Origin of the sequence: Paenibacillus sp. ACRRX (genome assembly GCF_022346885.1) — a bacterium.
Lineage (GTDB): Bacteria > Bacillota > Bacilli > Paenibacillales > Paenibacillaceae > Paenibacillus_B.
The window spans coordinates 21880-41322 of record NZ_JAKRNK010000011.1; the positions used below are offsets into that span (position 1 = coordinate 21880).

The 19443-nt window shown below is 45.4% G+C and carries 21 protein-coding genes; 14 read left to right on the forward strand and 7 right to left on the reverse strand.

What is annotated here, in order from left to right; genetic code table 11:
• Positions 1 to 96 precede the first annotated feature (96 nt).
• The gene (locus MH117_RS23715) at positions 97 to 372 is read right to left on the reverse strand and encodes a hypothetical protein (protein WP_239333151.1); all 276 of its coding nucleotides are present in this window, start codon (positions 370 to 372) and stop codon (positions 97 to 99) included.
• Positions 373 to 721: 349 nt separating this feature from the next.
• Here MH117_RS23715 and MH117_RS23720 point away from each other — a divergent pair, with 349 nt between their 5' ends.
• The 6 genes from MH117_RS23720 (at position 722) to bshB2 (ending at position 6166) form a co-directional block, all read left to right on the forward strand.
• Positions 722 to 1075, forward strand: a complete 354-nt coding sequence (locus MH117_RS23720; protein WP_239333153.1) for a hypothetical protein — start codon at positions 722 to 724, stop codon at positions 1073 to 1075.
• 196 nt (positions 1076 to 1271) lie between these two features.
• Positions 1272 to 1865: a hypothetical protein gene (locus MH117_RS23725; RefSeq protein ID WP_239333155.1), complete on the forward strand. Its 594-nt coding sequence runs from the start codon at positions 1272 to 1274 to the stop codon at positions 1863 to 1865.
• Between the two features lie 95 nt (positions 1866 to 1960).
• On the forward strand, positions 1961 to 2569 hold the full coding sequence (locus MH117_RS23730; RefSeq protein WP_239333157.1) for a DUF1349 domain-containing protein: 609 nt from the start codon (positions 1961 to 1963) through the stop codon (positions 2567 to 2569).
• A gap of 312 nt (positions 2570 to 2881) precedes the next feature.
• Positions 2882 to 4945, forward strand: a complete 2064-nt coding sequence (locus MH117_RS23735; RefSeq protein WP_239333159.1) for a methyl-accepting chemotaxis protein — start codon at positions 2882 to 2884, stop codon at positions 4943 to 4945.
• Positions 4946 to 5071: 126 nt separating this feature from the next.
• On the forward strand, positions 5072 to 5431 hold the full coding sequence (locus tag MH117_RS23740) for a YojF family protein (RefSeq protein ID WP_239333161.1): 360 nt from the start codon (positions 5072 to 5074) through the stop codon (positions 5429 to 5431).
• 84 nt (positions 5432 to 5515) lie between these two features.
• The gene (bshB2, locus tag MH117_RS23745) at positions 5516 to 6166 is read left to right on the forward strand and encodes a bacillithiol biosynthesis deacetylase BshB2 (protein WP_239333163.1); all 651 of its coding nucleotides are present in this window, start codon (positions 5516 to 5518) and stop codon (positions 6164 to 6166) included.
• Between the two features lie 169 nt (positions 6167 to 6335).
• Here bshB2 and MH117_RS23750 read toward each other — a convergent pair whose 3' ends face one another.
• On the reverse strand, positions 6336 to 7262 hold the full coding sequence (locus tag MH117_RS23750) for a DMT family transporter (RefSeq protein WP_239333396.1): 927 nt from the start codon (positions 7260 to 7262) through the stop codon (positions 6336 to 6338).
• Positions 7263 to 7514: 252 nt separating this feature from the next.
• Here MH117_RS23750 and yunB point away from each other — a divergent pair, with 252 nt between their 5' ends.
• Positions 7515 to 8594, forward strand: coding sequence for a sporulation protein YunB (gene yunB / locus MH117_RS23755; RefSeq protein WP_239333165.1), 1080 nt, complete (start codon positions 7515 to 7517; stop codon positions 8592 to 8594).
• Between the two features lie 93 nt (positions 8595 to 8687).
• On the opposite strand, the gene MH117_RS23760 is transcribed toward yunB, so the two are convergent.
• Positions 8688 to 9809, reverse strand: coding sequence for a M23 family metallopeptidase (locus MH117_RS23760; RefSeq protein WP_239333167.1), 1122 nt, complete (start codon positions 9807 to 9809; stop codon positions 8688 to 8690).
• 130 nt (positions 9810 to 9939) lie between these two features.
• Here MH117_RS23760 and lipA point away from each other — a divergent pair, with 130 nt between their 5' ends.
• Positions 9940 to 10869 carry a lipoyl synthase gene (gene lipA, locus MH117_RS23765; RefSeq protein WP_285109210.1) on the forward strand — a complete coding sequence of 310 codons (930 nt, stop codon included), beginning with the start codon at positions 9940 to 9942 and terminating at the stop codon, positions 10867 to 10869.
• A 91-nt stretch (positions 10870 to 10960) separates the two neighbouring features.
• Positions 10961 to 11767, forward strand: coding sequence for a YutD family protein (locus MH117_RS23770; RefSeq protein WP_239333171.1), 807 nt, complete (start codon positions 10961 to 10963; stop codon positions 11765 to 11767).
• Positions 11768 to 11849: 82 nt separating this feature from the next.
• Here MH117_RS23770 and MH117_RS23775 read toward each other — a convergent pair whose 3' ends face one another.
• Both MH117_RS23775 and ylbJ read right to left on the reverse strand, forming a co-directional pair.
• Positions 11850 to 12671, reverse strand: coding sequence for an NAD kinase (locus tag MH117_RS23775; RefSeq protein ID WP_239333173.1), 822 nt, complete (start codon positions 12669 to 12671; stop codon positions 11850 to 11852).
• 84 nt (positions 12672 to 12755) lie between these two features.
• A complete protein-coding gene (ylbJ, locus tag MH117_RS23780) occupies positions 12756 to 14003 on the reverse strand; it encodes a sporulation integral membrane protein YlbJ (protein WP_239333175.1) in 1248 nt (415 codons plus the stop codon).
• 484 nt (positions 14004 to 14487) lie between these two features.
• Here ylbJ and MH117_RS23785 point away from each other — a divergent pair, with 484 nt between their 5' ends.
• Complete coding sequence (locus MH117_RS23785; RefSeq protein ID WP_239333177.1) at positions 14488 to 14871, forward strand: globin domain-containing protein; 384 nt, start codon at positions 14488 to 14490, stop codon at positions 14869 to 14871.
• A 51-nt stretch (positions 14872 to 14922) separates the two neighbouring features.
• On the forward strand, positions 14923 to 15654 hold the full coding sequence (locus MH117_RS23790; RefSeq protein ID WP_239333179.1) for a DUF2225 domain-containing protein: 732 nt from the start codon (positions 14923 to 14925) through the stop codon (positions 15652 to 15654).
• A gap of 98 nt (positions 15655 to 15752) precedes the next feature.
• Here MH117_RS23790 and MH117_RS23795 read toward each other — a convergent pair whose 3' ends face one another.
• Positions 15753 to 15989 carry a hypothetical protein gene (locus MH117_RS23795; RefSeq protein ID WP_239333181.1) on the reverse strand — a complete coding sequence of 79 codons (237 nt, stop codon included), beginning with the start codon at positions 15987 to 15989 and terminating at the stop codon, positions 15753 to 15755.
• On the reverse strand, positions 15986 to 16165 hold the full coding sequence (locus tag MH117_RS23800) for a YycC family protein (RefSeq protein ID WP_239333183.1): 180 nt from the start codon (positions 16163 to 16165) through the stop codon (positions 15986 to 15988). The genes MH117_RS23795 and MH117_RS23800 overlap by 4 nt, the downstream gene beginning before the upstream one ends.
• Positions 16166 to 16232: 67 nt before the next feature.
• Here MH117_RS23800 and MH117_RS23805 point away from each other — a divergent pair, with 67 nt between their 5' ends.
• The 3 genes from MH117_RS23805 to MH117_RS23815 are packed head-to-tail and all read left to right on the forward strand — an operon-like array spanning position 16233 to position 19399.
• Complete coding sequence (locus tag MH117_RS23805; RefSeq protein WP_239333185.1) at positions 16233 to 16385, forward strand: hypothetical protein; 153 nt, start codon at positions 16233 to 16235, stop codon at positions 16383 to 16385.
• The gene (locus MH117_RS23810) at positions 16382 to 18172 is read left to right on the forward strand and encodes a M3 family oligoendopeptidase (protein WP_239333187.1); all 1791 of its coding nucleotides are present in this window, start codon (positions 16382 to 16384) and stop codon (positions 18170 to 18172) included. Before MH117_RS23805 ends, MH117_RS23810 begins: the two co-directional genes overlap by 4 nt.
• A gap of 30 nt (positions 18173 to 18202) precedes the next feature.
• Positions 18203 to 19399 (forward strand): MFS transporter, encoded by a 1197-nt coding sequence (locus MH117_RS23815; RefSeq protein ID WP_239333189.1) that lies wholly within the window; start codon positions 18203 to 18205, stop codon positions 19397 to 19399.
• Positions 19400 to 19443 lie beyond the last annotated feature (44 nt).

Sequence of the window (19443 nt, forward strand, 5' to 3'; positions counted from 1 at the left end):
CTTATAGTGTAAGGGTTTTCTATATATTCAAATCCTTCAATCTATAGATAAATATAGAAATGGTCCTGTTAAAACTTGCTGTTGATTTACTGATTATTATCTCGCTTGTGAAATGGATTTCTGTTTTTGCCATTCGGAGGAACCAACCTTTTCCCAATAATCACTAGTTTGCTTATCGAAAATGATAAAGTAATCATTTGCTATCTTGATGAATTCAAACCTGTTCTGTACGTTTTGTGCTGATGCTTGCTTGCTCGGTGTCTCGACATAATCAACGTGTTTTGTTTTTAAAGATTGTGATATCAACCATGAGCTTAAAAGAAGGCATATACCTAAAAATAATATCGATATAAATTGATGATTCTTACTCATTATATAACCTCCAAAAGTAGTGAATTTCATATATTACCAAATGTAAGGACGAAAAAACAAAAAACAAACATATATTTCTTATTAGACATTGTGTTCTCGTATTCCTAGCTGTCTAAATAACGAAACCAAGCCAGACAATGTTGCGAATATTTAGCGTCGACACGATTAGAGCGTTCCATCTGACGTTTCAAACGAGCATCCTAAACCAGACAGGGACTGGAAAGTTTCGAATCTATCTCGATCAATTTCCATTCTCTCGCTCCTCCCCTCCGATTACAAACTTATCCGCAGCAATAGTTCACCCTTATGCCGTATTATCCGTTCGTATTGAATATTAGGAGGATTTAAGATGGCATTTCAAAGGACTGCCTATTTCATGATTTGTCTTGGAATACTTCTCTCTTCGTGTACGAGTCCATCATTATCCAATAATCCTGATCAAATCAGTCCTGCTCCAACTTTTCAAACAGGTGTTCTTTTTCAAAGTTCAAGTTTTAACGATCCGACGGAACGTGAAATAGCCGAAATCCTTGAAGAGAACTTAACGGCTGTTCTGGACAAAGATAAACAAAAGTTTGATGATACGTTTGTCATGCCAAAAGATGGCGAGATTTATTATTATGTCATGGATCCACCTTATCAAAGGTTTGAAAAAATAATGGGCAGTGGGAAGAGAATACTAGAAATCGGACTTATACCTTAGAGAAGGTCAGAAAGAAAGTGTGGAAGATTATTACATTGGATTGAGCGCGCATTTTGGTCATCATTTTCTGGCCACTAATGTCCTCCTTTAATTGGAACTGACATTTATAAAGTTTAAAATTTATGCAATAATTATCATGTTTTTAAAACTAAATGCTTCTCTCATGCATCTATTTAATTAGATAAAGAGGGGAGAATTGGGGAAATTGGAATCGAGGTATGGAGTCACGACGGCGATCTGCATTCTATGCGGCATGTTAATGATGGCAGGTTTTCTATTTTTATGGCCAACCTATCAGCAGATTGGCAATTTGTCTGCACTAAGCGATACTTGGTCCGAGAAAAGCGTTCATATTGGTTTCCCTGAAGCAATGGAACCACAGTTATATGATGGGGACGCGGGGACTTTTTTAACAAATACGCTAGGTAATATTCTAGAACCTGACAAACCTTTTACAGGGCAAACTTTTGCACTTGACTCGGATATATATGGAATGCAGCTAGATACAATAAAGGCAGGCTTACAAGAGGGTAGCATTCTACGAACCAGCGTGCAGGAGGCGCCTCCAATATTGCTCGAAGCGAATGCCTCTTATGAACTACATAAGGAAAATAGCCATTGGACGATTGTATTCCGAACAACTGGCATACAGCAGTTTAAGCTATATAGCCCGATGCCGGTCAGGATAGAAGGAGAAGGAGTTACAGTAGTCCATCAGGAGGAAGCGCAGGTAGTTATCGTCACACGTGTCGGCAACTATAGCCCCATCGACCTGTATTGGTCATCCTAATAGGTGCTGCATTGAGTATCTTAGAAATGATAAAGTTATGAATAGAGGTTATAGACCTAAAGACATCAAGATTTAGCTGGGAGGTTGTTATCGGTATGAGAAAAGTATCTTATGTTCCCGAAGCTGTTGATCAGTTGAAAATATGGAATGAGCCGCCTATGTGGAAAGTGGAAGGTCAAGATTTGCTGGTGCGGTCAGCAGGAGAGAGTGATTTTTGGCTCAAGACCCACTACGGTTTTGAGGTTATGAATGGACATGTATTTTACGATGAATATGATACAGACCTTACAGCAGAGGTATCGTTAAGCATCAATCCAGAGTCAACATACGATCAAGCGGGACTTTTTGTGATGCTGTCCGAAAACTGCTGGTTAAAGACCTCCCTTGAATATATACCAGAAGGGCCCTCTCATTTGGGCGCAGTTGTGACCAATAATGGGTACTCGGATTGGTCTACCCGTAATTACCCCAATGATCTTAACACTGAACGGTTAGCATTTCGAATCGAACGGAGAAATGACGATTACACGATATATGCTGCTACTAGTCAAAGTGATGGCAAATGGGAGCAGCTGCGTATCGCTCATCTCCATGCTGAGGAGCCTGGCAAGTCTGTACAGATTGGACTTTATTGCTGTAGTCCGACACCGAATAACGGCTGCGAGACTAGGTTTCATTCATTTACAGTAGAGTGCGAAAACTAGTAATAAATATAGGATTTGCTCCAGATCCGAAGCCGTCCATCCCCCATAGTATGTTTGATGGGGATGGACGGCTTTAGTTTGTTTAAAGGTGATGATCGAAGTGATGTATCAGATAACTAGACATCATTCAGATCATATACACAACGATTGACAGGATATGTTCGCAGTAATTCTATGCGGATTACGGTCTTTTTTGCATTTGGAAAGAAGTAGTTCGTTATTACTTATAACGAAAGTCCTAAATTGTTCCGATATATGAACTGAAGAATGTTTGAACAGCATTCGACTAGATTACTGGGGGGTTACACCACGATGCAAATAAAAGTAAAAAACCCATTTAAGTTTTATTCGCAATTGTCTCTGCGAATAAAATTGCCTGTACTTATTAGTGCATTAGTCGTATGTACGTTAGTCAGTGCAAGTATATTTATGTATTCGTTTGGATCAGGCTTGCTCATGGACAAAAGCAAGGATGAAATGCAGGCCAATGCTGACCGGATAGGGGAAAACCTACTATCTATGGTTCAAATGGAGCAGCAGACAACCTATTTGGTGGCTGTACACGATACCTTTAAAGAGTTATTAGAGCTTCGAAACAATAACAGCATGACAGATAAGCAATTTTTCTCTCCACAAAATGAACTTTACACAAAAGCAAATGATATTTTAGCCAAAAGTTTGTTAGGCGCAGAAGAGAAACAATCACTGACGCTTATTGATACGAACGGTGTTATTGTGGCAAGCAGCAATGTAGAATCGGTCAGAGACGATCGTGCAGACAGAGATTATTTCAGACAGGCGATTAAGGGAGAGTTCTTTGTAAGCGATGTGCTAGTATCCAAAAGCACTGATTCATTAATTGTGGTGACAGCTGAACCAGTGAAAAATGACGCTGGCGACGTCCTTGGGGTGTATATCAGTACGATAGATACGGCTGCTGTAGTTGAGATGCTGCAGGATATCCAAATAAATGACGAAGGTTTAATCTACATCGCCAGCCGTACGGGAACTCTTGTTTACCATTCAAAAGACCCTTCTAAAGTAGGCAAGCCGTCAGAGGCGGATTACTTAAACGAGCTTATGCTGGAGCATACGGAGGGCAAAATATTACGCGGTGATATTGATCATCCGGACAAATATATTCGTTATTCCAAAATCCCGATTGCCGATTGGACCGTGGTAGTGGAGGATAGTTATCAAGATATCAAGAAACCGTTGGACGTGCTTATGGGCAACATTATGGTCATTACGTTAATTGCGATCGTTATTGCTGTCGTAGCCGGCATTGTATTGTCGAGAGCGATAACATCACCTATCGTCAGATTGATGAATTTATTTAAGCAAATGGCGTCAGGAGACTTGACCGTAAGTGCAGACGGAAAGTATAACAGTGAGTTTAAGGAACTGGCAAACAGCTTCAACGTGATGGCTTATCAAAATAAGAAGCTGATCTATAACATGAACAAATCGATCGAAGTGTTAAATAACAGTACAAACGAATTGGATCAATCATCGAAAACGGCCGCACGCTCCATGCAGGAAACATCGGTAACCACGATGGAAATTGCTAAGGCGATGGAATCCCAATCGAATGATACGGAGCACATTGTGGCCAAGTTTGTCGGATTAGGCGATAAAATTGTTTATATTAATAATCGCTCCCAGTCAGTTAAAGAACGTGCGGAAGCGATTATTGAAATATTTAATGTGAACAACGAGATCATTAATCAATTGCTCCAAATTAACAATCGCAATGAGCAAGAAGTGAAGAAAATTTCGATGACTACTCAAATGTTGGCGGAAAGCTCCAATCACATCCGAGCAATTACGGGAGCGATCTCAAATATTGCAAGCCAAACCAATCTGTTGGCATTAAACGCTTCTATTGAAGCGGCGCGAGCTGGTGAGCATGGCCGCGGCTTCAGTGTTGTTGCAGGTGAGATTCGTAAGTTGGCTGAGCAGAGCTCAAAGCAATCAAATGAGATTAACGCGATTATTGAACAGACGCTAGTTCAGGTAGAAGAGAACAATCAAAGCGTAAGCGATATCCAGCAGATTGCCGTAGTTCAGGACGAATACGTAGGCAAAACACAGCAATCGTTTAAAGACATATTGGAATACGTAGTAGATATTACGGATCAAATTAAGTCTATGGCGTTGGAAGTAGCCAGTATGGAGAAAGATAAAGACGAGGTGCTTGATTCTGCGCAAAGCTTGTCCGCATCGGGAGAAGAAGTGTCTGCATCGGTAGAGGAAGTAACGGCGACTGTGCAAGATCAATCGGCTATGGTGCAGCAATTGGCAGGAATGATTGAAACAATCGACAACCTGACACAAGAACTGGCTAGCACCGCTGCTCGATTTAAAGTCGAGTAAGTATACTTGGGGTACTTTTCATTTATAACTAATTCCTTTAAGATAAATAAAGAACATGTATAGCTATGAACAGCCCCTTTTGCTTATGAGCAAGGGGGCTGAATTTGTTTGTCGGAGGTAGGCAACATGAAATCAATCCATACTGAAGTTGTACAACGTCGTCTTGATGCATATAAGGGACAAGATATTTATCTCCATCTGGAAATGACAACGGGGGCTTATGCCTCTCATCAAGATAGCACTAAGCTTACGGCGTCTACTTTTATAAGTAATGTGATTATTCGTTATTCTCATGGCCTGATTACGGGAAATGGACCTTATCGAGTGGGATTGAAGACAGAGCAAGGCTGGGTGTATTCGGAAGGTTTGACTCACTGGGATGATAGCGATAACGAGCAATTGATTATGGCCGGGCACGATCAAGAAGGTAAGCTCGTGGTCGGATTGCAATTAAGCACAAAGCCATTCGGAACAGCAACTGAATGACAGTAATAGACACTGCATATGACACAGTAAACGAACTGCCACTGAGTTCGAACACTATCAAAAATGAAATAAAGGAGTGTTAACATGGAGTCATACCAACACATTTTAGTCGTGCTCCCGCATCCAGATGATGAGGGGATCGTAGCAGGAACTTTGGCTGCAAATATCGCACAAGGGGCCCGTGTAACCTATATATGTCTTACTTTAGGGGAGATGGGACGTAATATGGGCACACCGCATTTTGCCAACAGAGTGTCACTTCCATCGATTCGAAAGCAGGAACTGGTAGAAGCTTGCCGGAACATTGGCATACAAGATCTGCGTATGTGGGGACTACATGACAAAACGGTTGAATTCGAAGATCAGGAGCGTCTGGATGAACGACTGCTGGCGACTATTGAGGAACTGGGGCCGGAGCTGATTATTACGTTCTATCCGGGGTACAGCGTACATCCCGATCATGATGCTACAGGTGCGGCTGTTGTTCGTACCGTGGCGCGTATAGCAGCGGACACTCGGCCTATTGTACAATGTATAGCGTTGTCCAAAGGCTGTAAGGAGATCATTGGCCAGCCGGATATCACAAATGATGTCAGCCAATATATGTCGCAGAAGCAGGCGGCGATCAGATCCCATAGGTCGCAATTTCATCACTTGGTAGGCGATTCCTTTGATAAGCCCGAAAAGCTGGCTAGATTTACGAGGGAGCGGCTTTGGACTTACAAGCTGTGCTGAACAAGCTCACTGATTGTTAAATGGACTAATGGAAGTTGTTTATGAAGCGCGATCGCTTTCCAGTACATAACGGGAGAGCGATCGCCGATTTATTAAGGGAAGCGTTCATATTAATCATCATTAGTATCTCAATGACTGCATAATCACATTTCGTACAGGATTACTGCCCTTACATGGATGCTGTCTTTTTGGAAGTAGGGAGTTGTGTCTTGCTGCCAAGCAAGTTAGTACCTAATACACCTGCCAAGATCATAATAGCGCCGATGATATGATAGTAAAATAACGGTTCCCCCAAGAAAATGACTCCGGCAATGATCGTCACGAGCGTACCCAGGTTTCCAAATACACTCATCTTGGAAGCTTCCATCTTGGAAAGAGCATAATTGGTTGTCAGTGCTGTGACAAGGGAAGACAAGATGCCAAGGTAAGCAATGGACAATAAAAAGGTCGGGTTTGCTAGTGGTTCGATAAATTGTGACCATGTTCCGCTGATGGCGTGTTTGCCGAGCGCAGCTGCATTAAAGCTGACAAAGCCAATAGCTAGCATAATAAAAGTAATATCCATCGGCTTGTATTTCTTTGCAAGCGGCCTCGCCATGACGCTGTACCCTGCCATGCATAGGGTAGACAATAAGAGCAGCAGCAATCCAGACAGATGAGTGAGATCAATGGATGCCCCCTGCATTACAAATATAAAAATTACACCCGCTACCGAGACGGACACAGATAATTTTTGCCACGCATTCGTTCGTTCCTTGAGAAACACGGAAGCCAGAAATAACGTAAAGATCGGCACGGCAGCCATTAATATGCCCCCTTCCGACGAGGAGGCGTGTAACAATCCGAAGCTTTGGAAGCCGAAGAATAAAGCAGGGTATAACAAACCGAGCGGTAAAATGGCTAAAATATCACGCAGACGGATATTCACCGTTATAACGCGGCAAACGATGAGCAGAATGGCTGCTGCAAAAGAGATCGTAAAGCGGTGGGCCAGCGTATCAAGTGGACTTGCAAACTCTAGCGCCAGCTTTACGAACATAAATGACAGTCCGATAATTAGAGCGTTAAGTACAGCTGCAGTGTAAGCTTTCCCCATATGTGTATTAGATTTCAATTCGCTCACTCCTTGAGGTTAAGTATTTCAATTCGTATTAGGGCAGCTACGATATAGATTTTACTCTACATGGGTTAGTTGGAAGTAGCAATCGCTTCCTATACTAACTGTACCGATACAGTTGAATTTCAACTTTCGACCCTCCCATGAAATGAATGGTACAACCTGTGCAAGCATACATATTAAACGTACAGGCCATGCATGACTGAACGGACGGGGATGGGAGGAATGCTCATGCGATGGGGACAAAGTTCCGGCTTACGGCGCTTGCTGCAAGGTTTGCCAGGGACGAAGCGGCCACGCAAGTGGGGACGGGCGGGTGGCAGTTGGTTAAATGGTACTGCTTGGACGCAGCCGCGTGCCAAGCGGGTGCGTTGGCACTCGCAATCGTTTAGCCGTGCCGCCGCGCATGAAAAGGCAGATCCACCGCAAGGAGAGCGCTCGGCACGTCATGGAGGTGCTGGTTGGAAATCTCACCCGCCGAAGCCGAAGCGTCGCAGACGGATATGGTTTATTGCGTTTCTCATTTTTATCGTACTGACTGTTCAATTATTTGTATACGTAGACCGCCATCTTCGCCCTCCACTTATGCATCTCGCAAAAATACGAGTTAAACAGATGGCGACCCAAGCCATTAATAAAGCAATCTCTGATCAGGTAACGCAAGGACGTCAGTTGGATAAGCTTGTGGAGTGGAAGACCGATAATCGAGGGAAAGTGACGAGTTTTATCCTGAATTATAACGAGCATATGCGCATTACCTCGGAGACAGTTAGCATTGTACAGAACGCTCTGCATGAGGTAGAGGAGTTCCGTGATCATATTCCGTTGGGTCAAGCGCTTGGAAGTACGCTCATTGCCTCTTTTGGCCCCCGCATACCGATCAAGATGGAGCCGCAGGGTGCCGTTAAGGTGGAACTGAATACAAGGCCAATGAATGTGGGCATTAATATGGTGCTTGTTGAGGTATTTATTAAGGTGGTGGAGGAAGTCGCAATCGTAATACCGTTTGACTCAGAGCCTGAGGTGGTAGAAACGGAAATTCCGATCTCGTACTTACTCGTCGTCGGTGATGTTCCTATGTATTATTATGATGGCAAAGGCCAGCCTGTTGGTCAGAATAAAGATCAGGCTCCATCGCTCGCACTGCCGCCTTTGAATCCGGATTCAGATGCTTCCAACGGGACGCAAGAACAAAGTGGGAGACAAGGTGTCAGCGTGCAGCCGAACAATTCACAGCCCGTGAACAAGCAGGATCGAGTCACAGATGGGACGATCTCGTCAGGGAGCGGTGAGGGTGATGTTAACCATTAACCTATAATAGTAAAAGGCTAACTCACCGTCCATGACATGGACTGGGGGAGTTAGCCTTTTTGATGATTCGCTGCGGCGAAAGTGTAGGCTCTATCAGGAGGATTTTCCTTTAACAGAATGCTTACGAGCCGCGCGCTCCTTGCGTTTGTCATCTTGTTCCCATTTTTTCAGGGAAGGGTAAGGATCAAATGCATACTCCATCAATCCACGGTCGCGATAGACCCCAAAATGCAGATGGGGAGGAAACTTGCCCGAGGTGCCAGGCTTGCCATAACCGGAACTTCCCACCCACCCGATGATTTGCCCGGGACTTACAATATCGCCTTGCTTTATTTGCTTTTCATATCCTGACAAATGGGCGTAATAGTGATATAGATTGTTGATATCGCGAATACCAATGCGCCATCCGCCTAAACGATTCCAACCTTTTACTTCAATGATACCATAGCAAGTACTTCGTACGGGAACACCATGACCAGCGAAGATGTCCGTCCCTTCGTGAATACGGAATCCCCCATAGTGGCGACCCATCCCCCATGTACTCCGGTAAGCATATGTGGCGGTTACAGGTAATGGAAAAGCGCGTTCATTAATTTGAATGCGGTCAAAATGTTCGTACAGTCGTGAAAATTGAATTATACGTTGGACAGCCCTGCTGTTCTCGTAGTAATTCCAAAGACCGATAGCAAAGTCGTCATTATGCGGTCCGAACGAACCAATAAAAGATGCGACACTGTACAATAAGTCAGTATCGTCGTTCAGATTTGCACGGTCATCCCCTGAACCATCTTTGCCGATTCCTTTAAACAATTGGATGGATTTAGGGTTATCATCTTCCAGATCAGGGTTCAACATGCCGACCCACTTTGGCGGTTCAACGACGACGCCAATGACAGGATTACTTGCTGTTTTTCTTTTTTTTGGATTGGCAATTGTCATCGTACGCTCATATTGATCGATGGCAGCCAGACGATACCAAGGGATGCCAGTTACTGTGCTTAACTTGTCATAGATGTGCCGCCGTGCCTGATATGGGTTAGCCGATACTTCGCTTGAATGTGGGCCTTGTTCCTGAAGCCTTGCTCCGTGCGGATTACTGTGGCTATTCTGCGATTTTTGTTCAACTAAGTTTGCATGGCTACTGGCTGCTGCTAATGCTGAAGAAGAGCCCCATACAAGAAAATACACGGTTAAAAGGACAATAAAGCGTTTCAAGATCTGTACCACCCTTCCAGAAAATATGTGCTCTTATCGTTAGGATGTGCGGTTATTTCATTCTTATCCGAACAAGAACAGTTTGTTCAAGAGAGGTATGGATTTTTAACCATTCATGATATAATACTGAATTAGGTCAAGGTTAAGCGAACAGAGAAAGAAGGTAGACTTCATGAAGAAACAAGGGGAGAAAAAACCCGACTGGATACGCATCAAACTGACCACTGGCGAGAACTACACAGAAATTAAAGATATGATGCGCTCTAAGACATTACACACGGTCTGCGAAGAAGCGCGCTGTCCGAACATATACGAATGCTGGGCGAATCGCACGGCGACGTTCATGATTCTTGGGGACATTTGTACTCGCGCTTGTCGTTTTTGCGCCGTGAATACAGGCATGCCAACTGAATTGGACCTCCAAGAGCCTGAACGCGTTGCCGATGCTGCTGAGAAGATGGGCTTGAAGCATGCGGTTATTACTTCGGTTGCCCGCGATGATTTAGGGGATGGCGGAGCTTCTATCTTTGCTGCTACAGTAAAGGCAGTTCGCAAGCGGTTGCCTTTCTGCTCCGTGGAAGTTCTAATTCCTGACTTTATGGGAAATCGAGACGCTTTGCAAGTTGTCATGGATGCAAAGCCTGATATTTTGAACCATAATGTTGAGACAGTAGAACGGATGTCGGATCGTGTTCGGGCTAGAGCAAAGTATAGCCGCACGTTGGAATTGCTTCGTCGTGCGAAGGAAATGCAGCCGAAGATCCCAACAAAGTCCAGCATTATGCTTGGTGTAGGCGAAGAGTGGGACGAGATCTTAAAGACGATGGATGATTTACGTGCACATGATGTCGATATTTTAACGCTTGGGCAATATTTGCAGCCGACACCTAAGCATCTAGTTGTTGAGAAATATTACACACCAGAACAATTCGCCCAATTAAAAGAAGAAGGGCTCAAGCGCGGATTCAGCCACGTTGAATCGGGACCGCTTGTCCGCAGCTCTTATCATGCGCATGAGCAGGTCAAGTCTGCAAATGATAAGTTGGCTGCAAGAGCGTAACGAGCAGTCAATTGTGCAGCAAGATTGAAGGGACGCGCTTCGCCGTTGTTCACCTAGAGGTTGAATGAACGGGGAAGGAGGAATAGCGGCAGTGATTCATATCAGTGGGAAGACTTACGAGCTTGTCCATGAACATCGGACAGCATGGAACCCGGAGATGTTCCGGGATCGTTACAGTGAAGTGCTGGAACGTTATGATTATATTCTGGGTGATTGGGGATACAATCAGCTTCGCCTAAAGGGATTTTTTAAAGAGGGACATCCAAAGTCAACAAAGGAATCGTCTGTATCCAGCATGATGGATTACATTAACGAATACTGTAACTTTGGGTGTGCTTATTTCATCATTGAGAAGACAGCACATAAAGAAGGTACAAGCATTCCACCTCAAGAATGGGAGTCAGAGGCGGAACTGGAAGGGGCGGCGACAGCTGAGGATACTGGTGCACCTGCTCAGCAGCGGCAAGGTATTGCTTTGCAGTCGCGACAGTCGGCTCAAGGCTCTGGGGCATCCGCTCCTGCAGATGAGCGTGAAGAAGGTCGTACAGAGCGTCAAGCTCGTCCGGAACGAGCAGAACGCCACGGTCAAGGCCAAGCTCGCCAAGGGCGTCCAGATCGTCAAGGACGTCCCGGTCAGCAGCGCCCAGACCGACCTCAGCGTCCTGAACGTACGGATCGTCAGGCGCGCGGCGAACGGCCTGATAAAGCCGAACGTCCAGAGCAGCCGGATCGTCAGAAGCCGTTCCGTCAGCGCAACCGGACGAAGCCAAATAAGTTTAATCCGGGTGCACAGTCTGATGCAGGCCAACAGCCCAATGCGAACTCGAGCAAGCAAGGGAATGATCAACTTACACGACCTGCTGATGCAACGCGACCAGTTGAGGAAGTACGGACATAATCTCGTATTCAATACAGCAACAGCCCTGTTCACGCCTAATGGCGCGATGCAGGGCTGTTGCCGTATGAACACGTATACATAATTATAGCTGCTCGTCATATCCCAGAAAGGCGCCACGTACCCGATTCCAGAATGGGAATGGCCGGTACCGTACAAAGGTGACTTTCTGATCAGCAACTTGGCAGCGTACGGATCTTAAGTTCTCTAATGGCACATTGACATGATCAATCGTCAGCAGCAAACGTTGCTGTTTGCGGGAATAAATATCAAAATGATGATGTTTGGGCAGCACTATCGAGGATCCTAACGTACGGAATACTCGGTTATTAATCGAAGCAATCTCAGCAAGCTGGATGGACTCGATGGACGGGTGGACCATTGCGCCACCCAAGCTCTTGTTATAGGCAGTACTTCCCGAAGGCGTAGAAATGCAAATACCATCTCCTCGAAACATTTCAAACAGTTGATCGTTAATATCGATCTGTGCGACAACTGTACCATCTACACCCTTTATTGTAAATTCATTAAGTGCGATATAAGTCTGTGAAATGCCTTCATCGACATTAATGCTAAGTTCGATCAACGGGTACTTCACGATGCGTGGACCGATTACGTCCTTTACTGCATGCTCAGACATGAGCTTTACGAGCAATTCAATCTCATTAGCCTTCCAATCGGCATAGAAGCCAAGATGCCCGGTATGGACCCCGACAAAAGCGATGGAATCAAGTTGGTTCATATAACGGTGGAACGCTTGAAGCATCGTGCCGTCTCCTCCGATGGAGATGACGATCTCAGGCTGGATGTCATCCGGAACTAAACGATGTTCGGAAGCGAGTTGGTGGAACTTGTCTGATAATTGCTTAGATAGTTCATCTCCACGATGTAACACTGCGTATTTCAAGGTATGAGCTCCTTTATGGCATTGTTCCTTGCATGACATATCAATACCATCTTAATCGTTCCGCCATCGGAAAACAATCGCCATCTAGGATCGAATCAAGCGAATGGCGCGAAGGATAATGCCTAACAAGGCCAAAAGGATGCAGATGACAGCAGCCGTTATTATCCCATACGATATCGAACTGACAGTGTTATTCCAACCTCCACTGGTATGTTGGAATGCGGGAGGAAGCCATGATGTAGTGGCGACACTGGCATCATATAACCATGGGTACAGCAAGTATGCCCCGGCAGCCGCCATCATACTATGAATGAGACGAGCAGCGAGAAAGGGCATATACCGTAAATCTGTCTGATTTAAAATACTTGCAATCTGCGCATGAACGGATAATCCTGCCCATGATAATATCCATGCAGCGGCAACGGCTTGCATATGCAGACCTGCTGAATATGCTGAACCTGCTCCTTTGGCGCCTAGGGTAACTTCAAATAGCCCACCAGAAAAAGCCGGAGCTAACGAATCGGGAAGCTGCACGGCATGAAGCACGACTCCTAGCAGGGAATCCCATACTTTCATCACGCCTGCTGACGTTAAAAGTTCCAGTACAACTGAGAAGAAGACCACGAGGCCGCCTACAACAATCATCAGTTTTAGAGATGACTCAACTGCATCTCGCAGCAACAGCCCAAGAGGGCGTCCATCTTGCACCCTTGCTGTATGCATAGCTTGAAACGCTCGTATCAGCCTGCCCCTAATACCTTTATTTAAGGGGCTGTTAACCGTATTGGTGGCACCTTCTGGCGTAGATGGCGCTTGATGACGGTAGAAGCGCATAATAACGCCTAAAATCAATCCTGAACCATAGTGCGCGGCTGCCAAAGTAAGCGCAAGCCCGGGGTTACCGAAAAAGCCTACCGATACTGCCCCGATCAAGAAGATCGGATCAGAGGTAGTAGTAAATGCAACAAGTCGTTCTCCTTCTTCTCTTGTGATCATGCCTTGGGACCGTAAGCGGGTTGTTAACTTAGCACCTACCGGATAACCGGCTGCGTAACCCATGGCAACAACAAAACCGCCTACACCTGGCACACGGAATAACGGGCGCATGATGGGGTCCAGCAGTGCTCCGATAAAATGGACGATACCGAACCCAAGCAGTGCTTCGGATATAATAAAGAACGGTAAGAGGGAGGGAAACAATACATCCCACCATATGGCCAAGCCACGAACGGCGGCTGAAAGAACCGAACCGGGAAATCGAAGCATTAACAATAAAAACAAGGTAAATAAAGCTGCCGTCAGCAGTAGATTAATGCGACGCCATCCCGACATGATCGTTCCTCCCTTTTGTCACGTTGGACGAGGATGGTTAAGGACAAGGGTCCATAATCATCGTATGAGCCAGAGTGATTAAACATGCTTGTCTAGCTCGGGAACGGGAACGGACATGCACAGTTTCTTAATGTTTGTAATATAAATGTAAAGAAACCGTTTGCATCTTTTCATGTTATTACGTCTATCCTTATGATACAATTGTGCTATAGAAAGCTTAGCGCGTATCCATGAGTAGGGGTGATTCGGATGAGTATTATTGCTGGCATCCTAGTTTGCGCTTTCGTCTATGTCATTCGAGAGTCGTTAATGGGTCCACCAGAAGATCATTGGGAAACATAATTATATTACGTCATGGCGCTGAACACGATTCGGCGTCTTTTTGTGTTCTGCTCCGAGTTATAACGTGACGGATGCAGTATTTTTATTGATTAGAAACCGTTATAATCAGTAATGGAGATATCACATCAGACAGGAGATTCATATGGAACGATACCATCAGACAATTTATGAGGCGATTGGCGGCGAGCAGACTGTGCGCCGCATGGTTGAGGCATTTTATCCGCGTGTGCAGGCCGAACCGCTGCTCGCTCCATTGTTTCCCGAAGATATCACGCCGGTCATGGAGAAGCAGTTTATGTTCTTAACTCAATTTTTTGGTGGCCCTGCTTTATTTTCCGATGCCTATGGACATCCGATGATGCGGGCTCGCCACATGCCGTTTCCCATTACACCGGAAAGAGCAGAGGCATGGCTTAACTGTATGAGACAAGCGATGCAAGATATTGAGATGGAGCCTGAAATCCGCGAGGTGGTTATTCAGCGCTTATCCGGACCGGCACATCATTTTGTGAACCAACCTTCCTGACATCTCCGTTCAGATCTTCGTATAGATATAGATAGAAGGAGGATGACGTAGATGGAATTGGAACCGTTGTACGAATTGAAGGCAACGTGTCCTGCGTGTGACCACATGTTTGTTACCTCAAGGGTTCGTCCACGCTACAAGCATGCGACACAAGTTGACAGTGATTTTTGTCCGCATTATGCAGAAGAGAGCCTGAACCCTGATTATTATGTTGTTCAAGTGTGTGATGCATGTGGATGTGCGACGACCGAGCATGCACTCAAACGTTGGAATGATAAACAGTTGTCATTGTTCAAGAGCAAAGTAGCGAGTCAATGGCAAGGCAAAGATTACAGTGGTGAGCGTTCATGGGAAATAGCGCTGGAAACTTATCAGTTGGCACTCTTAACGGCCCAGACCATCGGTGAGAGCAAGCGTGTTGTAGCGGGACTGCTGCATCATGTCGCTTGGTTGTATCGATACCAACAAGATGAAGTGCAGGAACAGCGTTATTTACGTTTTGCGCTCCAAGCCTATATTGCGGTGTTTGAGGGTGATGGCAGCGAGCTAAATGATGCGCGGCTTATTTATATCATGGGAGAGCTGCATCGTCGTCTTGGTGAATATAATGAAGCGGCCAAATGTTTTGCTCGATTAATTCATGACAAGCGGATTATGGATGCGGCTATGATCCGTGCTGCGCGTGAGCAATGGGCCGTTATGCGAGAAGAGATGACGAATCAGAAGCTGGAGACGCCTGATCATATGTTTGAAGAGAAGCGAACCAAGCTTAAACGTACATAAGCATCCATGAAAATAAGCCCTTATTCTGCGATAGAATAAGGGCTTTGTTGTCTGTACTAGGTGGCTGTGATTGCCAGCCAAGTGCACGTGCCAAGCGATTAAGTGGAGCGTATTGCGACATCTGCCAGCAAATAGTCCTGGTCAGCATCTACAATGGTGATGCGGCTGCTGCAGCAGGGAAAGACGAGCAGTCGCTTCTTGCCATCGTGGATGAGCGAAAGCTCTTTTGGTTTAATCGGGATCAGCACGTTCTCCTGCTTGCAAAATGGACACTGCTGCGCGAACAGATCGCCCATGATTTCGTCATACGGTAATGTGTTTTTAAAAGGTATCATGACGGTTCTCCGGTTGAATCCGCTTGGGCTGTTTCGTTGTCTGCTGGCTTGTCAGCCAGTTCAGCCAGTTTCTTCAGCAAAATATGCTGGGGCATATGCATCAACTGCTCCAAGGGGACGCCCATCGCTTTGGACAGCTTTACTGCGGTATCCGCAGATATCGGTAATGGTCTCATTGTTGAACCTCCTCAGGTGCACAGTGTAAGATGAAGTATAGTATAGTTATACACGTTCAGTACGAAAATGACAAACGAAATGCAATTCCATTCTGTCTTTAAAGGGATCATTTCTGCTGTTCTGCTGCAAGGTGTCATTCATTTGACGTTATGCGTACAAGATTACTCCTGTTTTTCAAGACAGGAAAATGAAGAAGAAGAAGGGTGGGCTCAACTGTGAAACAACCGCTACGTACGACATGGGACTTGGACATTATTTTTCCCGGAGGATCGGAATCAAAGGAATTGGACATGTGTCTGGCTCAAGTAGAGCAGGATATCGTGGGTTTGACTCACATCTTAAAGCAGATGCCAGAGCTTGAAACTTCATCACATGTACATACGCTGGCTGAGAAGATAGATGAGTATCAGACGCTGTCACAACGTGTAAGAGAAGCAAGTGCATTTATCGGATGCCTAACTGCACAAAATACGAAAGATAAAAAAGCATTACAACTGACAGGACGATCATTTGCCATAGCAGCTAAAATGAACACGCTCTCCACCCTGCTGGACCAGAAGCTGGAACAGATGTCAGACGAATTGTGGAGCACTTTTGTCGCGCTACCTAATATGTCAAGAGTAGAATTTAATTTGAATGAGAGCCGCAAGCTGGCAAAAGAAAAGCTTCCTCCTGAGCAAGAAGCCCTTTTAGGCGACTTGTCTACGGACGGATACAAGGCGTGGGGATCGTTATACGATACGATCGTGTCCCACATTCGTATGGAAACCGAAGAAAATGGTAAATGTATAAAGTTATCAGCAGGTCAGGCGCACAACAAGCTCTCTGATCCGAAGCGTGATGTTCGGGAGCAAACGTTCAAGCTGTGGGAAGAGGCTTGGGGAGAAAAGGCGGACTTCTTTGCGGATGCACTTAACCATCTAGCTGGCTTCCGTCTGAAGATGTATGAGCACCGCGGCTGGGATAACGTGTTAAAGGAGCCGCTTGCCATCAACAGAATGTCACAAGAAACACTTGATGTGATGTGGGCGACGATTGTCAAAAACAAACCTGTCTTTGTCCAATATTTGGAGCGCAAAGCCAAGCTGTTAGGAGTAGAGAAGCTCACCTGGTGCGACGTAGAGGCCCCAATCGGGGAAAGCCAATCCAAGATTTCCTATGATGAAGGTGCGGCTGTTATTGTGGAGCAGTTCCGCAAGTTTAGCCCAGATATGGCTGATTTTGCTGTACGAGCCTTTGAGAACAATTGGATCGAGGCAGAAGACCGTGATGGCAAACGTCCGGGGGGCTTCTGTACATCATTGCCGGTAAGTCGTCAGACACGGATCTTTATGACCTATGCAGGGACACAGTCTAACGTATCCACCTTGGCTCATGAACTAGGTCATGGTTATCATCAATTTGTGATGGACGGGCTCCCAGCGTTTGCGCAGCGCTATGCAATGAATGTAGCAGAGACCGCCTCTACTTTTGCGGAGATGATCGTGGCTGATTCTGCTGTGAAGCAAGCGAAGGATGAGCAGGAGAAATTGGCGCTGCTCGAAGATAAGATTGCACGTTCGGTTACCTTTTATATGAATATTCATGCTCGATTTTTGTTTGAGACTCGTTTTTATGAAGCGCGCAAGGATGGACTTCTGGCTACCGAGCAACTGTGTGAGCTAATGGTTGAAGCGCAGAAGGAAGCTTTTTGTGACTCCTTGTCGTCTTATCATCCGCATTTTTGGGCATCGAAGCTGCATTTTTACAAGACAGCAGTACCTTTTTACAATTTCCCTTATACGTTTGGTTATTTGTTCAGTACAGGGATTTATGCCCGTGCGCTTGAAGAGGGAGAGACCTTTGCAGCGAAGTATGATGCCTTATTGCGTGACACAGCTAGTATGACCGTGGAAGATTTGGCTCGCAAACATTTGGATGTCGATTTGACCAAGCCAGATTTCTGGCAAAAAGCAATTGACGTCACCTTGGAAGACGTAAAAGAATTTATGGCAATGACGGAATAAAGCGCAGTATGAAAGTAGAGGGATTCCAGTGTGGGGCGGTTATTAAAGTTTTTGCAAGCTTTGTTTTATTCCACAAATGCAATTTTGATTCCATATCTTCCGCTCTTGTTACAGGAGCGGGGGTTTAATTCAATTGAGACAGGGACACTGCTTATGCTGGGTCCTTTTCTCGCCATGTTCGCGCAGCCATTAGCCGGTATTATTAGCGATAAGCTAAAGGCTGCACGACCCATCCTCATCGTATGTTGGATTGCGACGGGTGTAAGCTCGTACGTATTATTTACGTCTCATCATCATGGGACAATGGTAGCTAGCTTGCTATCCTTGTATATATTTTTGATGCCTACTGTTTCATTGCTTGATGCGTTAGTGGTAAAGAATGCTTCGCGACTGGGTGAATCCTACAGTTCCCTTCGTATGTGGGGTTCTGTCGGTTTTATGATTACCTTGCTTGTTCTTAGCCAGTATTTTGAAATATGGGGTGGGGTCTACTCCTTGACGTGGATATTTGCGCCGATCTGGATTGGTGTATTTCTAATTCTGTGGGTACTCCAAGAGTCTCAGCCTCTGTCTGAGCCGAAAGACAATGGAGGTGCTGCGGCTGAATCGAATCTGAACCTGACGGCGATACGTAAGCTGCTAGCTGATCCTAGACTGCTCGTTTTCTTGGTGTTTATTTTTATTTTGGCGATGCCGCACCGTATGAACGATGCTTTGTTATCCATTCATATGCAGAATTTGGGTGCTACATCAGGTCAGATCTCTTGGGCATGGGCGGTAGCTGGCGGCAGTGAGATTATTGGGTTTTTCGTCATGGCAAAATTAATACGTGCTGAGCGGATTCTCGGAATGTTAGCGGTAAGTGCATTGTTGTACACGGTTCGCTGGGTATTGTACATGTATATTACAGACCCATGGGCAATCGTCTTTCTACAGGCGACGCATGCGCTTACTTATGTAGCAGTATGGGTATTGGCGATTGAATATGTAACGATGATATTGCCGCGAAGCATGGTCGGCACTGGTCAAGCGATCTTAAGTATGGTGTTCCTCGGATTAGGAGGATTGGCAGGTGGATCGCTTGGTGGGGCGCTGCAGCAGCATGTTGGTGAGTCAGCTATGTATGCGATGGGCGTTGTATGTGCGGGAATTGCCGCACTTGGCTTCTATATTTGGACGGTGCGCAATAGGCAAACCGGTAAGGAATTAACAACGTCAGAGCTTTAATCCTTGAATACAACAAGACATGATGCTTTCCTCTGCAGTACAAA